This window comes from Micromonospora sp. NPDC048170, from assembly GCF_040652795.1.
In the GTDB taxonomy this organism is placed as follows: Bacteria; Actinomycetota; Actinomycetes; order Mycobacteriales; family Micromonosporaceae; genus Micromonospora.
Genome location: NZ_JBEZMR010000018.1, coordinates 40,184 through 58,784, shown reverse-complemented (window position 1 = coordinate 58,784; position 18,601 = coordinate 40,184). Strand labels below are relative to the sequence as shown.

General features: G+C 74.1%; 17 protein-coding genes. 6 read left to right on the top strand and 11 right to left on the bottom strand.

Features of this window, described 5'->3' with window-relative positions:
* Positions 1-40: 40 nt before the first annotated feature.
* A complete protein-coding gene (locus tag AB0D32_RS21600) occupies positions 41-925 on the bottom strand; it encodes a hypothetical protein (RefSeq protein WP_357092846.1) in 885 nt (294 codons plus the stop codon).
* Between the two features lie 155 nt (positions 926-1,080).
* Here AB0D32_RS21600 and AB0D32_RS21595 point away from each other — a divergent pair, with 155 nt between their 5' ends.
* The gene (locus AB0D32_RS21595; RefSeq protein ID WP_357092843.1) at positions 1,081-1,710 is read left to right on the top strand and encodes a GNAT family N-acetyltransferase; all 630 of its coding nucleotides are present in this window, start codon (positions 1,081-1,083) and stop codon (positions 1,708-1,710) included.
* A 52-nt stretch (positions 1,711-1,762) separates the two neighbouring features.
* Positions 1,763-2,491, top strand: coding sequence for a helical backbone metal receptor (locus AB0D32_RS21590; protein ID WP_357092840.1), 729 nt, complete (start codon positions 1,763-1,765; stop codon positions 2,489-2,491).
* A 39-nt stretch (positions 2,492-2,530) separates the two neighbouring features.
* Here the strand turns inward: AB0D32_RS21590 and AB0D32_RS21585 are convergent, their stop codons facing one another.
* Together AB0D32_RS21585 and AB0D32_RS21580 are read right to left on the bottom strand one after the other, a co-directional pair.
* The gene (locus AB0D32_RS21585; RefSeq protein ID WP_357092836.1) at positions 2,531-3,484 is read right to left on the bottom strand and encodes a TerC family protein; all 954 of its coding nucleotides are present in this window, start codon (positions 3,482-3,484) and stop codon (positions 2,531-2,533) included.
* A gap of 232 nt (positions 3,485-3,716) precedes the next feature.
* Positions 3,717-4,415: a CBS domain-containing protein gene (locus AB0D32_RS21580; protein ID WP_357092833.1), complete on the bottom strand. Its 699-nt coding sequence runs from the start codon at positions 4,413-4,415 to the stop codon at positions 3,717-3,719.
* A gap of 190 nt (positions 4,416-4,605) precedes the next feature.
* Between AB0D32_RS21580 and AB0D32_RS21575 the strand changes: the two genes are divergently transcribed.
* Together AB0D32_RS21575 and AB0D32_RS21570 are read left to right on the top strand one after the other, a co-directional pair.
* A complete protein-coding gene (locus tag AB0D32_RS21575; protein ID WP_357092830.1) occupies positions 4,606-5,181 on the top strand; it encodes a hypothetical protein in 576 nt (191 codons plus the stop codon).
* Positions 5,182-5,432: 251 nt separating this feature from the next.
* Complete coding sequence (locus AB0D32_RS21570; protein WP_357092827.1) at positions 5,433-5,825, top strand: FKBP-type peptidyl-prolyl cis-trans isomerase; 393 nt, start codon at positions 5,433-5,435, stop codon at positions 5,823-5,825.
* 102 nt (positions 5,826-5,927) lie between these two features.
* On the opposite strand, the gene AB0D32_RS21565 is transcribed toward AB0D32_RS21570, so the two are convergent.
* From AB0D32_RS21565 to pdhA, 6 genes are all read right to left on the bottom strand, one after another.
* Positions 5,928-6,278, bottom strand: a complete 351-nt coding sequence (locus AB0D32_RS21565) for an STAS domain-containing protein (protein ID WP_357092824.1) — start codon at positions 6,276-6,278, stop codon at positions 5,928-5,930.
* A gap of 230 nt (positions 6,279-6,508) precedes the next feature.
* The gene (locus AB0D32_RS21560; RefSeq protein WP_357093022.1) at positions 6,509-7,774 is read right to left on the bottom strand and encodes an Ig-like domain-containing protein; all 1,266 of its coding nucleotides are present in this window, start codon (positions 7,772-7,774) and stop codon (positions 6,509-6,511) included.
* A 283-nt stretch (positions 7,775-8,057) separates the two neighbouring features.
* Complete coding sequence (locus tag AB0D32_RS21555) at positions 8,058-9,722, bottom strand: right-handed parallel beta-helix repeat-containing protein (RefSeq protein WP_357093019.1); 1,665 nt, start codon at positions 9,720-9,722, stop codon at positions 8,058-8,060.
* Positions 9,723-9,879: 157 nt separating this feature from the next.
* A complete protein-coding gene (locus AB0D32_RS21550) occupies positions 9,880-11,238 on the bottom strand; it encodes a dihydrolipoamide acetyltransferase family protein (protein WP_357092821.1) in 1,359 nt (452 codons plus the stop codon).
* Complete coding sequence (locus AB0D32_RS21545) at positions 11,235-12,251, bottom strand: alpha-ketoacid dehydrogenase subunit beta (protein ID WP_357092818.1); 1,017 nt, start codon at positions 12,249-12,251, stop codon at positions 11,235-11,237. The genes AB0D32_RS21550 and AB0D32_RS21545 overlap by 4 nt, the downstream gene beginning before the upstream one ends.
* The gene (pdhA, locus tag AB0D32_RS21540) at positions 12,251-13,414 is read right to left on the bottom strand and encodes a pyruvate dehydrogenase (acetyl-transferring) E1 component subunit alpha (RefSeq protein ID WP_357092815.1); all 1,164 of its coding nucleotides are present in this window, start codon (positions 13,412-13,414) and stop codon (positions 12,251-12,253) included. The genes AB0D32_RS21545 and pdhA overlap by 1 nt, the downstream gene beginning before the upstream one ends.
* A gap of 137 nt (positions 13,415-13,551) precedes the next feature.
* On the opposite strand from pdhA, the gene AB0D32_RS21535 reads away from it, so the two are divergent.
* Positions 13,552-14,025, top strand: a complete 474-nt coding sequence (locus tag AB0D32_RS21535; RefSeq protein ID WP_357093017.1) for an Lrp/AsnC family transcriptional regulator — start codon at positions 13,552-13,554, stop codon at positions 14,023-14,025.
* A 70-nt stretch (positions 14,026-14,095) separates the two neighbouring features.
* On the opposite strand, the gene AB0D32_RS21530 is transcribed toward AB0D32_RS21535, so the two are convergent.
* Entirely contained in the window at positions 14,096-15,067 is a 972-nt protein-coding gene (locus AB0D32_RS21530) for a DNA primase small subunit domain-containing protein (RefSeq protein ID WP_357092812.1), read from the bottom strand.
* A gap of 171 nt (positions 15,068-15,238) precedes the next feature.
* On the bottom strand, positions 15,239-17,359 hold the full coding sequence (locus AB0D32_RS21525) for a hypothetical protein (RefSeq protein WP_357092809.1): 2,121 nt from the start codon (positions 17,357-17,359) through the stop codon (positions 15,239-15,241).
* A gap of 203 nt (positions 17,360-17,562) precedes the next feature.
* On the opposite strand from AB0D32_RS21525, the gene AB0D32_RS21520 reads away from it, so the two are divergent.
* Entirely contained in the window at positions 17,563-18,585 is a 1,023-nt protein-coding gene (locus AB0D32_RS21520; protein WP_357092806.1) for a CehA/McbA family metallohydrolase, read from the top strand.
* The last annotated feature ends 16 nt before the right edge of the window (positions 18,586-18,601 follow it).

Genomic DNA, 18,601 nt, shown 5'->3' with positions numbered 1-18,601 from the left:
CCCGGCCCGCTCCGCATCGGTACCCGCGGTGGGTGGAGGGTCAGTCGGCGCAGAGGTGCGCGAACGCGAAGCCGTCCGTCATCTCGCCGTGCCGCGACTCCAGCCGCCGGATCTCGGCGAGCAGCTCGTCGTGGGGCGTCAACACCGGCTCGGCCTGGTCCGGCGCGCGCATCCGCTCGCCGACGGCCACCGCCGCCAGGTCCTCGGCCAGCCGGCCCGGATCCACCCCGACGGAGACCCGCTGCTCGTGCACCGTCACCCGCTCCACGAGGCAGGCCCCTGGGCGCACCTGCACCCAGCTCCACCCCTCGGCCGGCCCGCCCGACCAGCGCACGTGCAGCCCCCGGACGATCGGGTCGGCCAGCCGCCGCGACACGTACGCCTCCACGGCGGCGGCCCGGGCCAGGGCACCGAGGTCGTTGACGTGACCGGTCCGCCCGTCGGGCAGCCGGCCGAGGATGTCGCGGAACCCGACCGGGGGCACGTCGGCGTCGTCGGGCTCCCCCGCGCCGAGAGCCGCGTACCCGCGCGCGTCGAGCACGTACGCCACGAGCCGGCGCCCGTGCCCGTCGGCTCGCAGCGTCGGCGAACCGATCCGCAGCACCGCCAGGCCGACCGCCTCCGCGACCGCGTTCTTCAGCCGCTCGACCCGCTGCCCGGCGGAGCCGGCTGGCGCGACGGGGCCGATCTCGACGGCGAAGACCGGCCGGCCCGTGTCGGCGGTGCAGACCACCAGGTCGTAGCCCTCCCGGATGGCCGTGCTCCACTGGTTGCCGGTGACGCCCGGCGGGCGGCCCTGCACCAGTTCGCCGAGCCGGTGGGGACCGTGCACGACCTGGCCGCCCCGGGCGAACAGCGGGTCGCGCCCACCGTCCCCGCCGACCGCGCGCAGCCAGGATCCGTCCCCACCACCGGTGCTCGTCATCCGCCCGATCCGTCCGTCCCGCCACCGATCTCGGCCGACGCGTCGGCCGCAGCGAGTCTAGGCCGTCGATCATGCCGGCGCGGTGGTGGTGCCCCTCGGGGCCGTACGGCCGGAATTCGGTTGAGGCCCCCGCTCCACACCGGTGGGATACGCGGGTGAACATCTTCCTGAGCACCGGGCGGCTGGTGCTGCGCGAGTTCACCCCCGACGACGCGGAGCTGCTCGTCGCGCTCGACGGCGATCCCGAGGTGATGCGGTACCTCACCGGCGGGCGCCCCACCGCGCCCGAAACGGTCCGGGAGCGCCAACTGCCCCGGATCCTCGCCCACTACCGGCGACCGCCGGGACTGGGCTGGTGGGCGGCGCAGGACCGGGGCTCGGGCGACTTCCTGGGCTGGTTCGAGTTCCGCCCGACCCGCGACGGCGACGCCGACGAGGTGGAACTGGGCTACCGGCTGCGCCGGGCCGCCTGGGGTGCCGGCCTCGCCACCGAGGGCTGCCGGGCGCTGATCGACAAGGGCTTCACCGGGCTCGGCGTGGAGCGGGTCACCGCGAACACGATGACCGTCAACGCCGCGTCCCGCCGGGTGATGGAGAAGTCCGGGCTGCGGTTCGTACGGACGTACGCCGGGGACTGGCCGGAGATGATCGACGGCGCGGAACACGGCGAGGTGGAGTACGCGCTGACCCGGCAGCAGTGGCTGCTCGCCACCGACCGACGTGACACCGACGGGCGAGCGGCCGACCACGCCGCCGGAGGTGCCGGCCCGCCCGGTCGGGCATGATCGAGGCGCACCCGCCGATCGTCGGCGGACGGGACCGGGGAAGGTGCGCGGGATGCGGGTCGTGTCGCTGGTGCCGTCGCTGACCGAGGCCGTGGCCCTGACCCTGCCGGGTCTGCTGGTCGGCGCCACCGACTGGTGCACCCACCCGGCCGGGCTGGACGTGGCACGGGTCGGCGGGAGCAAGTACCCCGACCTGGACCGGGTGCTCGCGCTGCGGCCCGACCTGGTCCTGCTCAACGTCGAGGAGAACCGCCGCGAGGATGCCGACGCGCTGGCCGCCGCCGGCGTACCGGTGCGGGTGACCTATCCGCGCACCGTCGACGAGGCACTGACCGAGTTGGCGGACCTCCTCCGCGACCTGGGCGCCTCGGCCGAACCGGAGTGGCTCACGGTGGCCCGTCGGGAGTGGGCCGGGCTGCCCGTGTTCCGGCCGGCCCGCACGGCGGTGGTGCCGGTCTGGCGACGGCCGTGGGTGGTGCTGGGCGCCGACACCTTCGCCGGCGACGTGCTGCGCCGGCTCGGCGTGACCAACGTGTACGGCGACGACGCCGAGCGCTATCCCCGGCCGACCCTCGACGAGCTGCGCGCCCGGGCACCGGAGCTGGTGGTGCTGCCCGACGAGCCGTACCGGTTCACCGCCGACGACGGGCCGGAGGCGTTTCCCGGCACCCCCTGCGCACTGCTCTCCGGCAGGCACCTGACCTGGTACGGCCCGTCGCTGGCCGAAGCGCCCGACATCCTCCGCGCCCAGCTCGCCGACCCGGTCGTCCGGTCGGGCTGACCCCGTCGCGGCCCGGCCTCGACCGGGTGGACACGCCGGTCAGCCGGCCGCGCGCCGGCGCCGTTCCCGGCGGGCGTCGACCACGCTCCACCCGATCGCGACGGACAGCGTCAGCACCACCACCGCGAGGGTCGACCAGACCGGCAGCTTCCCGACCGGCGTCTCGGCCAGGATCAGCTTCGCCCCGGCGAAGGCCAGCAGCACGGCCAGCCCGTACCGCAGGTAGCCGAAGTGGCGCAGCAGGCCGGCCAGGCAGAAGTACAGGCTGCGCAGGCCGAGCACCGCGAACGCGGTCGCCGTCCAGACGAGGAACGTGTCGGTGGTGATGGCCAGGATCGCCGCCACCGAGTCGATCGCGAAGACGACGTCGGTGGCCTCGATCGCGACCAGCGCCACCAGTAGCAGGGTGGCCCTGCGCCGGCCGTCGACCCGGACGGTGAACCGGCCGTCGTGGTAGCGGGACTCCGTGGGCACCAGCCGCCGGAACGCCCGGACCACGACGTTGCGGTCCGGGTCGACGTCCGGTTCGCCGCGTACGGCGAGTCGCCACCCCGTCCAGATCAGGAAGGCGCCGAGCACCACGCCGGCCCAGGTCAGCCGCTCCAGCAGCTCCGCACCGGCGAAGATGAAGGCCAGCCGGAACGCGAGCGCGCCGACGACCCCCCAGAAGAGCACCTTGTGCTGGTACTCGGCGGGTACCCGGAAGTACCCGAACAGCAGCGCGAAGACGAAGACGTTGTCGACGGAGAGCGCCTTCTCCAGCAGGTAACCGGAGAAGTACGCCACGGCCGGCTCGCCACCCCGCCACAGCAGGATCACCAGGCCGAAGGTGAGCCCCGCGGTGATCCAGACGCCGCTCCACAGCAGCGCCTCGCGCAGCTCGATCACATGGTTGTCGCGGTGGGAGAGCATGTCCACGGCGAGCATGACGGCGATGACCGCGCCCACCGCCGCCCAGGCCCAGAGAGGGGCAGCGAACGTCGCGTCGTCCACCCGGCGTCCTCCGCATCCCCGACGGCGGCTCCGCTCCCGGCGCGCGGCCCGGCCACGCCCCTACGGTCTGCCTCGCGGGTACGCCCCGGCGGCCACACCACGGGTACGCCCCCGGGCGGCGGCCCGGCTCGGGACCGGAGCGCGTCCGATCCCGAGCCTAGGCGAGCCGCCCACGGGCCGACGCCGGTCCGGGCAAGTCGACGCCACGGGCGGCCCGCCCCCGACGCGGCCGTCAGGCCACCGGGGTGGCCCGGGCCGCGTCCAGCCCGACGGGCGTGGTGTCGTCGACGTCGTAGGCGAGGGTGCTGGTCACCAGAACCACGCCGCTGACCTGCCCGGCCAGCCGGGCCGCCAGCTCGACTGCGCTGCGCCGGTCCAACCGGCCGTCGAGCGCCACCTCGCCGTCGCGCACCCGGACGGTGACCAGCCCGTCCCGTACCGCGAGCACCCGGCGCAGTACCTCCTGCACCACGTCCTCGCGGATCTCCGCGTCGGTGCGCAGGTGCACCCGCAGCAGGTCACCACGCGTGACGATGCCGACGAGCCGGCCCAGGTCGTCGAGCACCGGCAGCCGTTTCACCGACTCCCGGTCCATCTGCCGCGCGACGGCGGAGATCGTCGCCCCGGGCCAGGTCGTCACCGGCGGCGCGGTCATCAGGTCGCGCGCCAGCAGCGCGTCGGCCTTCTCCCGGGCGGTACGGCGGCGGCGCCCCTCGAAGACCCGTCGCTCGTCCGGGCGGCCGGCCCGCTCGACCTTGTGCAGCAGATCCGACTCGGACACGACGCCGAGGACCCGGCGGAACCCGTCCACCACTGGCACCCCGCTGATGCCTCGACGGACCAACGCGTCGACGATCTCCCGGTAGGGGGTCTCCTCCCCCACCGTCGCGACCTCCCGGGTCATCACGTCGCCCACCTGCCACGTCCTCATCACGACCTCCCTGTCGTTCCCACCTGCGACGCTACGGCCGCGGCGGCCCGTCGGGGCAGGGCCGCCGGACCGGTACGGCAGGGGTCCAAGGTCCCGGTCAGGTGGGGCCCGGTCGGCCCTGCCCGGCGCGCGCCGGCGGGCGTCCAATGGAGATGCCACCGGGAAGGCCCGGTGAGAGGCACGAAGGGACGTGGAGACAATGACCGCGACGATCGAGCGAACCACCGCCAGGACCGACGCTCCGGTCGCGGAGACCCGGCACATCGCCGAGACCACCCGGGAGCGGGCCGCCCGGTACGTCTTCGGCGGCATCCGGATCGCCCTCGGATGGACCTTCCTCTGGGCGTTCCTGGACAAGGTCTTCGGCCTGGGGTTCGCCACCGAGGCGAAGAACGCCTGGATCAACGGCGGCAGCCCCACCAAGGGCTTCCTGACCTTCGGCGCGGCGGGTCCGTTCGCGGACTTCTACAACGGCATCGCCGGGGCCGCCTGGGCTGACGTGCTCTTCATGGCCGGCCTGGCCGCGATCGGCGTGGCGCTGCTGCTCGGCATCGGCATGCGCGTCGCCGCCGTCGCCGGCGCGGTGCTCTACGTGATGATGTGGACGGTCGTCCTGCCTCCCGGGAACAACCCCTTCATGGACGAGCACCTGATCAACGCGGCGCTGCTGGTCGGTCTCGCACTGGTCAACGCCGGCGCCACCCTCGGCCTGGGCGCGACGTGGGCGAAGCTCCCCATCGTGCGGCGGTTCCCCTGGCTGCGGTGACCGGGCACAGCACCTCCCCTCAGCGGGCGTCACCACCGGTGACGCCCGCTTCCGCGTGCCCGCCCGGCCGCACGGGCGTGTCTCCCGGCCGCTTGCAGCTCGGCCACCGGGGCCGGGTGACCGGCCGCTCCCGGGTGGGTCTTCCGCCCGGTGGCGGCCGGCGGCGCCGGGACCGCCACGCGTCGGCCGGACGCCATCGGGCAGGATCTCGGGTGACGGACATCAGTACCGAAATGGCAGGAGACTCCCGAATGAACCAGGCAGCAGACGCCCGCTCGGGCAAGCCCGAGGTGGGTCCGATCGAGGGCGCGCCGCCCGCCGACCTCGTCATCGAGGACATCACCGTCGGCGAGGGGCCGGAGGCCCAGCCGGGTCAGCTGGTCAGCGTCCACTACGTGGGGGTCGCGCATTCCACCGGCCGCGAGTTCGACTCTTCGTGGAACCGCGGCGAGACGTTCACGTTCGGGCTCGGCGGTGGGCAGGTCATCTCCGGCTGGGACCAGGGCGTCGCGGGCATGCGGGTCGGCGGTCGCCGCCGGCTGACCATCCCGCCGCACCTGGGCTACGGCAACCGGGGTGCCGGCGGCGTCATCAAGCCGGGCGAGACCCTCGTCTTCGTCGTCGACCTGCTCGGCGTCCGCTGACCCGGCGGTGCACGACTGAGCGGGCGAGCCGGTGCGGACGGTGGACAGCGCCGTCGGCACCGGCCCGCCCGCCACGGCGCCCCGGATTCTCAGGCACCGAATTCAGCAGGGCACCAACTCGCGGTCGGCACACGGATCCACGATCGGGATGACGCGGTGCAGGCCGGTGGCCCGCAGCACCCGCTCGACCACCGGATCGGGGCGGAGCAGCACCAGCTCCCCGCCCCGGGCACGGACGCGCAGGTGCGCGGCGACCAGCGCCCGCACCCCGGCCGCCGAAAGCAGGCGGACGCCGGAGAGATCGAGCCGGAGCACGGGCCGGGCCGGAGCGGCCCAGAGCGCGGAGCGGAACGCGGCCACCGTGGCGATGTCGACCTCGCCGGTCGCCCGCACCTCCACCAGGTGGTCGCCCACGGTGGTCTCCACGTGGAGCCGGTCGTCGCGCTGTCCCATACCGACGAACCTATCCCCCACCACCGACATTTCCGCCCTGCTGAGGGACGGGATCCGGGTACGCCCAGGGTCATCCCCGGGGCCTCCCGGATCATCCTCAGGGATGACACGCCGACCGGTGGCTCAGTCCCGGCTGGCGCGGGTGCCGCCGGGCTGAGCCGCGTCGAGCGACGCGCCGGGGACCGGCCCGCGCGGTGACGGGCCGGTCCCCGGATGTGCGTACCGCCGGATCAGCCGCCGCGGACGGACGGCACCGGCGCCGGTGAGCCCCCGGCCACCGCGCCCGGATGCGGCGCGGCCGACGGGGACGGCCGCAACCCGGCCGGCACCGGCAGCGCGCTGCCCTTGACGAACTCGTCCCAGCTGACGTTCCAGGCCGTCCAGCCGTTGCCCTCGGTCAACTGCACCTCGGTGCCCTTGACGGTGACCAGGTCGCCGACCTGGGTGGCCCCCATCAGCCAGTCCGCGGCGGCGGCGCCGATGTTGGTGCACCCGTGCGAGACGTTGGTGTTGCCCTGGTCGCCCTCCGACCACGGTGCACCGTGGATGAACTCGCCGCCCCAGGTCAGCCGCTGGGCGTCCTCGACGTCGACCACGTAGGGGTCGGCCGACCCGCGGGTGTCGAACGTCGTCTGCTGGTGCTGCTCCATGATCACCATCTTGCCGCTGGAGGTCGGCGTGCTCGGCTTGCCCAGGCTGACCGGGATCTTGCGCACGACCTTGCCGTCATGCAACACCGACATCTGCTTGGTCGCGTTGTCGATCTCCAGCGCCGACTGCCGGCCGATCTTCGAGGTGGCGGTGCGGTCGGAGTCGCCGACCCGGTCCTTGCCGATCGGCAGGCCCTCCAGCCCGGCCCGCACGCTGATCGTGGTCCCCGGGCGCCAGAAGTCGGGGGCCCGGTAATAGACCTGACTGCCGTCGGACACCCACGACCAGGCACCCGGCTGGGGCGGGTTCGTCTTCACGAACAATCGGCGCTGAACGTCGCCCCTGGCCTCTTTCGGAATGGGCGGGTCGAAGGCGACGGTCACCGGCATCGCGGTGCCGTACGTCCGTTTGCCGGCGAAATACAGCGTGCTGGTGACTTCCGGCTTCTCCGATTTCGGCATCGTCGTGAAAGTGGTCTTCCGGGTGGTTGTCTTCCCCGAGTCGCCCGTTGCGGTCACCTCCGCGGTGTAGGTGCGTTTCGGCTTCAGGGGCGCCGTCGGCACCCAGCCCGAACCGTCCTCCCGGGGCTCCGCCTTGACCTGCGTCCCCTTGTCGTCGGTGATCCGGACGGCGGTGACCTTACCGTTCCTGACCGCCGTCCCCACCTCGGCGGTGATCGGCACCTCGCGGGCGCGGTCGGTAGGCGTCACGGTCAGGTCCGGGGCCGCCGCCTGCCCCTCGGCCGGCCGGGCGCCCGGTTTGCGGTCGGCGGTGCACCCGCCGAGGGCCAACGGCGTGGCCGCGATCGTCACGGCCAGCACCGCCAGTCGCCGCCTCAACTCCATGATGCGTCCCCCCATTAATTGGTGTCCCTCAGCCACATTCTCTCCAGGTCGAGCCGGACAGGTGCGCAATTTCGACGGAATCGGGAAAGCGATTATGGGAAGCATTTAGCCGTACTGCACGGAAATGGGGCTGCTCGTTCCGGCTTCCGGGTCCGTCCGGGATCGTCCGCGCCACCACCGCAGGGGCCCGGGATCCCGCCGCGTCCCCGTTGCCCCGCCCCGGGCGATTCACCGGCCGAGCTGGCGGGCCGTCGACGCGACAGGTCGCACCGACGGCCCCCGCTCACGTCCAGTCGTCGTCGCCGTGGTTGCGTTCCCACCGGCCGCCGACCGGCGGGGTGTCCATCCGGATGGCGGCGACGGCGTTACCGGCCAGGTCGTTGTCCTCGACCCGGCAGTCCACGCAGCTGCCCTGCTCGGTGATCCACAGACCGTGGTTCTGGGTGCTCGGATCCCGGTTGTCCCAGATCCGGTTGCCCCGGATGGTGGCCGAGTCGACGGCCGCGTTGATCGCGATGCCGGCCCGCACCGGCGGCCCGGCCGGCAGCTCGTACCGGGACCCCGGCGGCGGGGTGCCCCCGCTCCACCCGCTGGAGGCGTCGGGCCGTACGGGCGCCAGGGTGAGCTCCGTGTCGTCGTTCGCCGCCACCACGGCGATCTGGTCGCCGACCCGCACCACCTTGCCCCGGTGCCCGTCGTTGGGCCAGGTCGCCCGCCGGTCCACCACCTTCCGCTCGCTGTAGCGCACCGAGTCGCCGTGTCCGCTCATCGCCGCCGCGCACTGCCGCCCGTTGTTCCGGATCCGGTTGCCGACCAGGATCGCGTCGCGCAGCGGACGGTCGATACGGATGGCGTCGGCGCTGTTGCCGTAGAAGTCGTTGCTCTCGATGACGATCTCCTCGGCCACGTGCTCCTCGACCCCGCCGAGGTTGCGCTGGTGGTAGCCGTACCGGCCGTTGCCGCTGATCCGGTTGCCACGGATCGTGTACGGGCCCGGGGTGTTGCCGATGCTGACCCCGTCACGCAGGTTGCCGTCGATCACGCAGTCGGTCAGGATGCCGCCCCGCCCGGCGGTGTGCGTGGTGCCCTTCGCCGAGACGTGGAAGCCCGCCTCCAGGTTGCCGGTCATCGTGCAGGCGGAGACGATCAGGCCGTTCGCGCCCCAGTCGGAGATGCCGAAGCGGTTGCCCTGGGCGTGGCAGCCGATGATCCGCACACCTCGCGGGCGCAGGTTGCCCGCCTCCTGCAACTCCAGGAAGATGCCGTTGGTGGCGTTGGCCACCGCGCTGCAGTTGACGATGTTGAACCGTTCGACGCTGCCCCAGCCGCCGATGCCGACGCCGATCCCCGCGCCGCCCATCTCGGTGCCGTTGTCCAGTCGTCCGCAGCCGGCCACCAGCACCCCGTCGATCAGGCAGTCCTGGAGGAAGTCGCAGCCCAGACCCGTGGCGGCGGTGTGGTGGATGTAGAGGTTGCGGAAGACGCCCCGGACGACGTACTGCAGGCCGAGCCCCTTGGCCAGCGGGTTGTAGTCCGCCGACGCCACCCCAGATCCGTCGATCTCGAAGTCGGCGAAGGTGCAGTCGGCCAGGTGCCGGTCGCGGTCGGCACCGTGCTGGAGTGTGGTGTAGAAGGCCAGCGGCGCCGGGTCGGCCCGGTTGCCGGCGTTGCTGAGCACGAAGCGGGTCGCCCCCGGCCCGGCGCCGACGAGCGACACCCCCGTACGCCACACCGTGCCCGAGTCCCGCATCGAGTAGACCCCGGGCGGGCAGTAGATGACCCGGACGCGGCCGTCGGCGGCGTACGCGTCGCCGAGCCGGTCCACCAGCGCGGCGAGCGCCGGCTGGTCGTTGGTCGTCCCGTCCCCGGTCAGGCCGTGCTCACGGGCGTCGCAGAGCAGCGGGGCGCCCGCCACCGCGTGGCGGCGCACACCGGCGGCGGAGGGCATGTCCGGGTACGCCAACTCGTCCTCCCCTCGGCGAGACTGCCCGGCCGGCATTCCCGACGCGCCGCGAAGAAAACGCGACCCGCGACCGGTGCTGCGGTCGGCGGCAGAGCGGCCCCGGCACCGCCGCGAGGCGAAGCCGGGGCCGTCGTGGCCGGGGTCAGACGTTGGCGATCAGCAGCGCCGGCCGCTCGACGCAGTCGGCGACGTGCCGCAGGAAGCCGCCGGCCACCCCGCCGTCGCAGACCCGGTGGTCGAAGGTCAGGCTGAGCTGCGTCACCTTCCGCACCGCGAGCTGCCCGTCCACCACCCAGGGCTTGTCCACGATCCGCCCCACCCCGAGCAGCGCCGCCTCCGGGTGGTTGATGATCGGGGTGGAGCCGTCGACGCCGAAGACGCCGTAGTTGTTGAGCGTGAACGTGCCGCCGGTCAGCCGGGCCGGGGGCAGCGTGCCGGCCCGGGCGGCCGTGGTGGTCGCGGCCAGCTCGGCGGCCAACTCGGCGGTGGTGTGCCGCTGCGCGTCCCGCAGCACCGGCACGACCAGCCCCCGGTCGGTCTGGGCGGCGATGCCCAGGTGCACCCCGGCGGACTGCACGATCCGTTGGCCCTCGGTGTCGACCCGGGCGTTGAGCTGCGGATACCGGCGCAGCCCGGACAGGCAGATCCGGGCCAGCAGGGCCAGGATGCTCACCGGCGCGGCCGGGGTCGCCGCGTTGATCGCCGCGCGGGTCTCCAGCAGCCCGGTGGCGTCCACGTCCACCCAGATGGTCACCTCGGGGATCTCCCGCCGGCTGCGGGAGAGCTTGTCGGCGATCGCCTTGCGGATGCCGGTCAGCGGGATGACCAGGTCCTCCGTGCCGGGGGCCGGCGACGCGACGGGCTCGTCCGGCACCGCGGCGAGCCGCGCGGCCGGCGTCGCCACCTGGGTCGCGGCGGCCTCCACGTCCGCCCGGCGCACCACGCCGCCGGGCCCGGTGCCACGCAGGCTGGCCAGGTCGAGGCCGTGCTCGCGGGCCAACCGGCGCACGATCGGCGAGATGACCAGGGGCGCCGCCGCGGCGTGCGACTGCTCGGCCGCAGTCGACTCCGCCCGCGCGGGCGTCACCGGCGGCGCGGCCGGGGCGGGTTCGGGGGCGGCCACGAGACGGGGCCGGCGACGCCGCCGCCCCGGGCCGCCGTGGCCGGTGCCGTACCCGATGAGGACGTTGCCGGATCCGGCGCGCTCCTCCTCGCGGTAGACGGCATGCCCGGGCGGCTCGTCGCCGGATAGCGGCGCGATGGTGATCAGCGGCTGGCCGACCGGGCGGGCCTCGCCCGCCGCGCCGTGCAGCGCCACGACCCGCCCGGCGTACGGGCAGGGCACGTCGACGACGGCCTTGGCGGTCTCCACCTCGACGACGGTCTGGTCCACCGTGACCACGTCGCCCACGGCGACCCGCCACTCGACGATCTCCGCCTCGCTCAGCCCCTCGCCCAGGTCGGGCAGGAGGAAGACCTGCGCCCCGTCCACGGCGGTCACGCCGCACTCCCCCGGTTCAGCCAGCGCTCGTCCGGCTGGTCGTCCCACTGGAGCCGGGCCACCGTGTCGAGGATCCGGTCCACCGACGGCAGGTGGGTGTGCTCCAGCATCGGCGCCGGGTACGGGATGTCCAGCCCGGACACCCGCAGCACCGGGGCGTGCAGGGCGTGGAAGCAGCGCTCCTGCACGCGGGCGGCGATCTCGGCGCCGACCCCGGCGAAGCCCTGCGCCTCCTGGATCACCACGCACCGGCCGGTGCGGCGGACCGAGGCGGTGACGGTCTCGTCGTCGAACGGCACGATGCTGCGCACGTCCACGACCTCCAGGTCCCAGCCGTCCTCGCGGGCGGCCTCGGCGGCCTCCAGCGCGACCGGCACCGCCGGCCCGTACGCGACGAGGGTGGCGTCGCGGCCGGGCCGGCGTACGACCGCCCGGCCGATCGGCTCGGTGGCGGCGGGGAGCTCCGCCTCGGCGCTGGAGAAGTAGAGCTTCTTCGGCTCCATGAACACGACCGGGTCGGGATCGTCGATCGCCTGGCGCAGCAGCGAGTACGCGTCCTGCACCGTCGCCGGCGTGACGACCTTCAGGCCGGGGGTGTGCGCGTAGTACGCCTCGCTGGAGTCGCAGTGGTGCTCGACCCCGCCGATCCCGCCGGCGTACGGCACCCGGATGACGATCGGCACGCTGAGCGAGCCCCGGGTGCGGTTGCGCAGCTTCGCCACGTGCGAGGCGATCTGCTCGAACGCCGGGTACGCGAACGCGTCGAACTGCATCTCCACCACCGGGCGCAGCCCGGACATGGCCATACCGACCGCGAAACCGACGATGCCGGCCTCGGCGAGCGGCGTGTCGAAGCAGCGCTTGTCGCCGAAGCGGGCCTGGAGGCCGTCGGTGATCCGGAAGACGCCACCGAGCGCCCCGACGTCCTCGCCGAAGACGACCACCCGGTCGTCGTCGAGCATCGCGTCGGCGAGCGCGGCGTTGAGGGCCTTCGCCATGGTCAGGGTGGCCATCAGCGCTCACCCTCCTCGTCCTGGGCGGCGGCCAGCTCGGCGCGGACCTGCTCGCGCTGTTCGACCAGTTGCGGGGTGGGCTCGGCGTAGACGTGCTCGAAGAGGCTCATCGGGTCGACGGTCGGCTGCGCGTTCATGCGGGTGCGCAGGTCGGCGGCGTACGCCTCGGCCTCCTCGGCGACAGCGGCGACGCCCGCGTCGTCGAGCGCGCCGCGGGCCCGCAGGTACGTCTCCAGCCGGGCCACCGGGTCCCGGTCCCGCCACGCCTCGACCTCGGCGCCGTCGCGGTAGCGGGTGGCGTCGTCGGCGTTGGTGTGCGGCTCCATCCGGTAGGTGTGCGCCTCGACCAGGAACGGGCCCTTGCCGGATCGGGCGTGCTGCACCGCGCGGGTGAGCACCGCGAGCACGGCCACCGGGTCGTTACCGTCGAGCTGCTCGCTGGGCACGCCGTAGCCGACGCCCTTGTACGCCAGCGACGGGGCGGCGGTCTGCCGGGACAGCGGGACGCTGATCGCGTACTTGTTGTTCTGCACGAAGTAGACGACCGGCGCCTTGAACACGGCGGCGAAGTTGACGCCCTCGTGGAAGTCGCCCTCGCTGGTCGCCCCGTCGCCGATGAACGCCAGCGCGACCGTGTCCCGCCCCTGGTACGCCTCGCCGTAGGCCAGCCCGGCGGCGTGCACGCACTGGGTCGCCAGCGGGGTGCACTGCGGCGCGGTACGCCGGGCGGCGGGGTCGTAGCCGCAGTGCCAGTCGCCGCGCAGCAGGGTCAGCACCTCGACCGGGTCGAGGCCCCGGGAGACCAGGGCCATCGACTCGCGGTAGGTCGGGAAGACCCAGTCGTCCTCGCGCAGGGCGAGGACGGCACCGACCTGGCAGGCCTCCTGGCCGCGCGAGGACGGGTAGACCGCCAGCCGGCCCTGCTTGGTCAGGGCGGTCGCCTGGATGTCGAAGCGGCGGCCGACGACCATCCGCCGGTGCATCTCGACGAGCGCCTCGACGGGCGGCTCGGGGTAGTCGGCGGGGGCGCGCAGCGGCTTGCCGGCCGGGTCGAGCAGGCGAACGGGCTCGGTGGCCGGCAACAGCGGCTTTGCGGGGTCGGGCGGGGTGGCCGCCCGGCGGCTGCGCGGGGATGCCCTGCGGACCGCGGGTGTGGTCGTCACGGCGGGACCTCCTGGACGTGTGGTGGGCCTATGCTCCTGCTGTCGGATGATTGACTCAAGATCCAGGATAAACGCGGGACGGGTGGCATGGATTGGGCGACGAGGTGAGCCAGGAGTCCGAGGCTCGGGCGGAGCCGGTGGCCGGAACGGGACGTTCGGCGCGACCGCTGGACGACGTCGACCGGCGGATCCTCGACGAACTGGTCCGCGACGGCCGTACCTCGGTGCGCACCCTCGCCGAACGGATCCACATCTCCCGCACCAACGCGTACGCGCGGGTGGAGCGACTGCTGCGCGACGGGGTGATCACCGGCTTCCGGGCCCAGGTGGCGCCCGAGGCAGCCGGGCTGGGCACCTCGGCGTACATCGCGTTGAAGATCGAACAGAACACCTGGCGCGAGGTGTCGGCGGAGCTGGCCCGGGTCCGCTACATCGAGCACGCCGCCCTGCTCGGTGGCGACCACGATGTCCTCGCCCTGGTCCGGGCTCCGGACAACGCCACCCTGCGGGACGTGGTGCTGGGCCGGGTGCAGAGCATCGCCGGCGTGCTCTCCACCCGCACCTGGCTGGTCTTCGAGGAGTTCGACGGCGAACGCAGCCCGTGGGTGTGAGGAAGGCGCCCTTCCGCACACCCACACAGGAGGCCGTCAGCTTCGCGCCTACGGAACGGTGCGGATCGGCTCAACGCTCGGGCGGGGCCTCCAGCCCTTCCCGGTCGGCCAGCTCCAGCAGCGGCTCCAGGGAGAACCGCCGTTCGTCGAGGCCCGCGTGCGGGTCGCCGCGCTCGGCGAACCGGGCGGGCATCGTGGTCACGGTGAAGTCCTCCGGCCGGGCGTCGTCCAGTTCGGACCAGTCCAGCGGCGCGGAGACCAGCGCCCGTGGGGTCGGGCGGATCGAGTACGCCGAGGCCATCGTGTGGTCCCGCGACATCTGGTTGTAGTCGACGAAGACCGGCCGGTCCCGCTGCTCCCGCCACCAGGTGGTGGTGACCAGGTCCGGCAGGCGACGCTGCATCTCCCGGCCCAGCGCCAGCACCGCCCGCCGGCAGTCGCCGAAACTCCACCGGGGCTCGATGGACAGGTAGACGTGCAGGCCCCGCCCGCCGGTGGTCTTCGGGTAGCCGGCAAGTCCCTGCTCGGCGAGGAACGCGCGCACCTCGCGGGCCACCGGCACCACCTGGTCGAAGCCCACCCCCGGCATCGGGTCCAGGTCGATCCGCAGTTGGTCGGGTCGCTCGACGTCGGCGGCGGAGACCGGCCACGGGTGGAACCGCAGCGTGCCCAGGTTGGCCGCCCAGATCACCACCGCCAGTTCGCTCGGCGCGACCTCGTCGGCCGTACGCCCGCTCGGGAAGGTGATGTGGGCGGTGCGTACCCACTCGGGTGCCCCCGCCGGAAGCCGCTTCTGGTAGAAGGCGTCGCCCCGGTTGTCCTGCCGGGTGCCGATCTTCGCGCCGTCGAAGACGCCGCGCGGCCACCGCTCCAGCATGGTCGGCCGGTCCCGCAGAGCGCGCAGGATGCCGTCGCCGACGGCGAGGAAATAGCGCACCACGTCCAGCTTGGTCAGCCCGAGTTCCGGGAAGTATGGCTTGTCGGGGCTGGAGACACGCACCAGCCGCTCCCCCACCTGGATCTCCTCGGCCGGCGTCGCCACGCCCCACACCGTAACCCGCCCGGACGGCCGGCACGCCCGGTCACGGCCCGCGCGCCGCACCGCCCGGTCAGCCAGGTCCGGCGGGCGTCGCGGCTGCGCGTCGCCGGAGGGCGTCGCGGGTGCCACACGGCGGGGCACGGCACCCGCGGCGGCCTCCGGTCCCGGTGCGGTTCACCGGCACTCGGCGGTGGTGAGCAACCGGATCTGGGCGTCCACCCAGGCGGCGACCGCGCCCGCGCCCGGGGCGGGGCCGAGCGCACCGGCGAGGGCGTCGAGGCGAGCCGCGCCCCCGTCGAGGCCGACCGTGGCCAACGCGACGGCCGCCGCGCGCAACCGGTCGGGGAAGGTCGCCGGCAGGTGCCGCAGCCCGCTGTGGGCGGCCTCGGCGAGCAGCCCGAGCCCGTCGCGCAACGCGGCGCCCGCCCGGTCCGGCACCGGGGCCAGGCCGGTGGCCAGGGCGCCGTCTCCGGTCCCGGGCGCCAGGTCCGGCACGATCACCGTGCTGTCCGCGACCACCGCCAGCGGCTCCACGACCAACCCGTCGGCGGTACGCCGTACCGTGCCGCTGACGAAGCGAGGTGTGCCGTACGCGCCGGTCAACGCGGCGGCCAGGCTGTCCAGCGCCCCGGGGCAGACCGACCGGTGCACGGCGGAGACGGTGGCGACGGCGCCCGTCGGGTCGGTCACCTCCGCGTCGAGGCGCTGCTCGCCCGGGGCGTACCGGATCGAGCGGACCTCGGCGACGCGGACGAGGCGCACCGACTCGGCGTCCACCCGGGGCCGGACCAGCCGGGACGGCAACTCCGCGAGCGACGCGGACAGCGCGGACAGGTCGTCGACCAGCAGGGTGGCGGGCAGGTCCGCCCAGGCACCCGTGCCGGGCGTGACGGTGGTGCGGGCGATCCGGGCGGTGGCGAAGCGGATCCGCCGGCTGGCACTGCGTACCGCCGACTCGGTGACCACGTTGCCGGCGGCGAGCGCGCCGAGCGTGCTGCCGGCCACCCGGCGGCCGGCCAGTTGGTGCCCGGTCGACGGGGCGTCGTCGGTCGCCGGCCACTCCCGGCGCAGCACCAGCACCCCGCCGGTCTCCGGCTGGGCGAGGAAGACCTCGACGATCCGCTCGCCGCCGAGTTCCCGCACCCGGGCACCGATGCCGGTGAGCCGGAGGTGGCGCAGCGGCGCCTCGGCCGGTTCCTCGGTGCCCAGCACCCGGGCCGCCGGGCTGGCCCCGCCGTTGCGTACGGCCCGGCGGCGGGCGTGCAGCTCGGCGACGACCTCGGCGAGCAGGGCCGGCCGGTAGCGGGCGGACCGGTCGGCATACGCGTCGAGCTGGGCGACGAGTTCGTCGAGGGCGAGCAGCGGCCAGCACAGCCCGGCCGTGTCCAGGTCGCGGCGCGCCGCGGCGAGGGCGGGAACCGCGCCGCTGCCCAGATGTGCCGCCCCGGCGAGCAGCACCTCTCCGGCCAGCCCCACGGCACGGTCCAGGGCGGGCCGGTCCGGCACGGCGGAGCCACCCACCTGCACCTGCACCTCGCCGCGGGCGGGCTGCTCCCGGTCGGCGGCCCGGCACGCCCAGACGGCCAACGCGACCGCCTCGCCCCGGCCCTCGGCGGCGTCGGTCTGCGCGTAGCCCAACTGGTGGGGCACGAGGAAGCGGACCGTGCAGGAGGGCAGCTCGACCTGCGGCACCGCGTCCCGCCGGGTGGACCGGCGCACGATGGCCGGATAGCCACGCCGGAACGACCGCCGGGCAGCGGCCACCGCGGCACCCCCGACCGCCTCCTCGACCTCCTCATCACTGAACTCCCCCGGCGACCACCCCACCCCGCCCCCGCCGCCCTCGCCCTCGCCCTCCCCACTCCCACTCCCACTCCCACTCCCACTCCCCCGCCGATCTTGCACTTTTGGCCCGCCGTTCGGGTGGATTGCCGCATTTGACCGGGCACCAAGTGCAAGATCGCGGGAGGCGGGGGTTGGTGAGGGCGGGGTGGGGAGGGGGGTGGAGGGTGGGGTGGGCGGGCGGGGGCGTTGGTAGGCGAGGATCAGGGTCAGGAGGTGGCGGCAGACGCCGGGGGCGCCGCAGGTGCAGGCGCCCGCGGTGAGACCGCCGGCCGGGGGCAAGGTGCTGCGGGCGCCGTCGGGATGGTCGGCCACGACGGTGCCGTCGGCTCCGGTGCCCAGGATGGGCAGGTCACCGCCCTCGACCGCCCGGACGGCGCGGTTGACCAGGCCCCGGTTGGTCAGGGTGGCGAGCACCTCCGGCGTGAGCGCCAGCAGATCGGCACGCGTCACCGTTCCTCCTCGGTCCCGGCCCGGGCCGTCCGGTCCGCCTCGACCAGGCCGGTCGCCGACGCGGTGGCCAGCGGCGGTACGGATCGGCGCGGACGTCCGGGCTGTGATCGTCCGAACCTGCCTGGCCGGCACCCGGAACCCGCGGTGCCGACGCTGGCTGGTCTCGGCAACCGCCGTACGCGACGGGTCGCTAGCCTGGCTGGATGGCATCCGACGACGACACCTCGGAGCGGGTCCCGCAAGAGCGGTTTCCGCCGAGGCGGGCGGCCGGTCGGGGGCGCGGCTGGTACCGGGGTGACTGCCACGTGCACTCGACACGCTCGAACGGCGGAGAACTCACGCCGGGGCAACTCGCAGCCGACGCCCGCGAGATCGGGCTGGACTTCATCGCCATCACCGAGCACAACACGTCCGACACGCATGGCGAGTGGGGTCCACTCGCCGGCGACGATCTGCTGGTGGTCCTGGGCCAGGAGGTCACCACCCGGACCGGGCACTGGCTGGCCCTCGACATCGACCCCGGACAGGTGGTCGACTGGCGCTACGGCATCCGCGACGACGCGATCGACCGGCATCTGGGCCTGGTGCGACGAGCCGGTGGGCTCTGCGTGGCAGCCCACCCTCATGCGCCGTATCCCTCCGGCACGTTCATGTACCCGTTCCACGGGTTCGACGTGGTGGAGGTGTGGAACGGGCTGTGGAGCTCTGACCTGCCCTGGAACGCGGACAACGAGGCGGCACTGGCCGAGTGGGGTCGCAGCCTGGCCGCCGACCTCCACGGTGGGCGGTGGCGACCGGCGATGGGGAACAGCGACACGCACCTGGCTGGCCAGCTCGGCACACCGCACAACGTCGTGCTGGCCGACGAGTTGAGCACCGACGCCGTCCTCGCCGGCATCCGGGCCGGACGAAGCTGGATAGCCGGATCGACCACCATCGGGCTGTCGCTCACCGCCTCGACCGGTGGTCGCAGTGCCGGCATCGGCGAGCGGCTGAGGACCGGCGGTGGACCCACAGTGGTGGAAGTGGCCGTACGCGGTGTGCCGTCCGGCACCGTCAGCCTCCACACCGATCGGGGCAGGGTGCACCACGAATCCCTGCCCGGTGACGGATCCGGCGCCGTGCGGTGGCTCACCAGCGCGGCAGACTCCGCGTTCGTACGCGTCGAGGTGCGCCACCGCGAAGGGCACATGGCGGCGCTCACCAACCCCGTCATCCTCACCTGAACTCCACCCCGCTCCC

Bases quoted from the DNA above. Each gene is read 5' to 3' on its own strand.
- AB0D32_RS21600 (WP_357092846.1), bottom strand. From the start codon at position 925: ATGACGAGCACCGGTGGTGGGGACGGATCCTGGCTGCGCGCGGTCGGC.
- AB0D32_RS21555 (WP_357093019.1), bottom strand. From the start codon at position 9,722: ATGCCCTCCGCCGCCGGTGTGCGCCGCCACGCGGTGGCGGGCGCCCCG.
- AB0D32_RS21545 (WP_357092818.1), bottom strand. From the start codon at position 12,251: ATGGCCACCCTGACCATGGCGAAGGCCCTCAACGCCGCGCTCGCCGAC.
- AB0D32_RS21590 (WP_357092840.1), top strand. From the start codon at position 1,763: ATGCGGGTCGTGTCGCTGGTGCCGTCGCTGACCGAGGCCGTGGCCCTG.
- AB0D32_RS21570 (WP_357092827.1), top strand. From the start codon at position 5,433: ATGAACCAGGCAGCAGACGCCCGCTCGGGCAAGCCCGAGGTGGGTCCG.
- AB0D32_RS21565 (WP_357092824.1), bottom strand. From the start codon at position 6,278: ATGGGACAGCGCGACGACCGGCTCCACGTGGAGACCACCGTGGGCGAC.
- AB0D32_RS21580 (WP_357092833.1), bottom strand. From the start codon at position 4,415: ATGAGGACGTGGCAGGTGGGCGACGTGATGACCCGGGAGGTCGCGACG.
- AB0D32_RS21560 (WP_357093022.1), bottom strand. From the start codon at position 7,774: ATGGAGTTGAGGCGGCGACTGGCGGTGCTGGCCGTGACGATCGCGGCC.
- AB0D32_RS21520 (WP_357092806.1), top strand. From the start codon at position 17,563: ATGGCATCCGACGACGACACCTCGGAGCGGGTCCCGCAAGAGCGGTTT.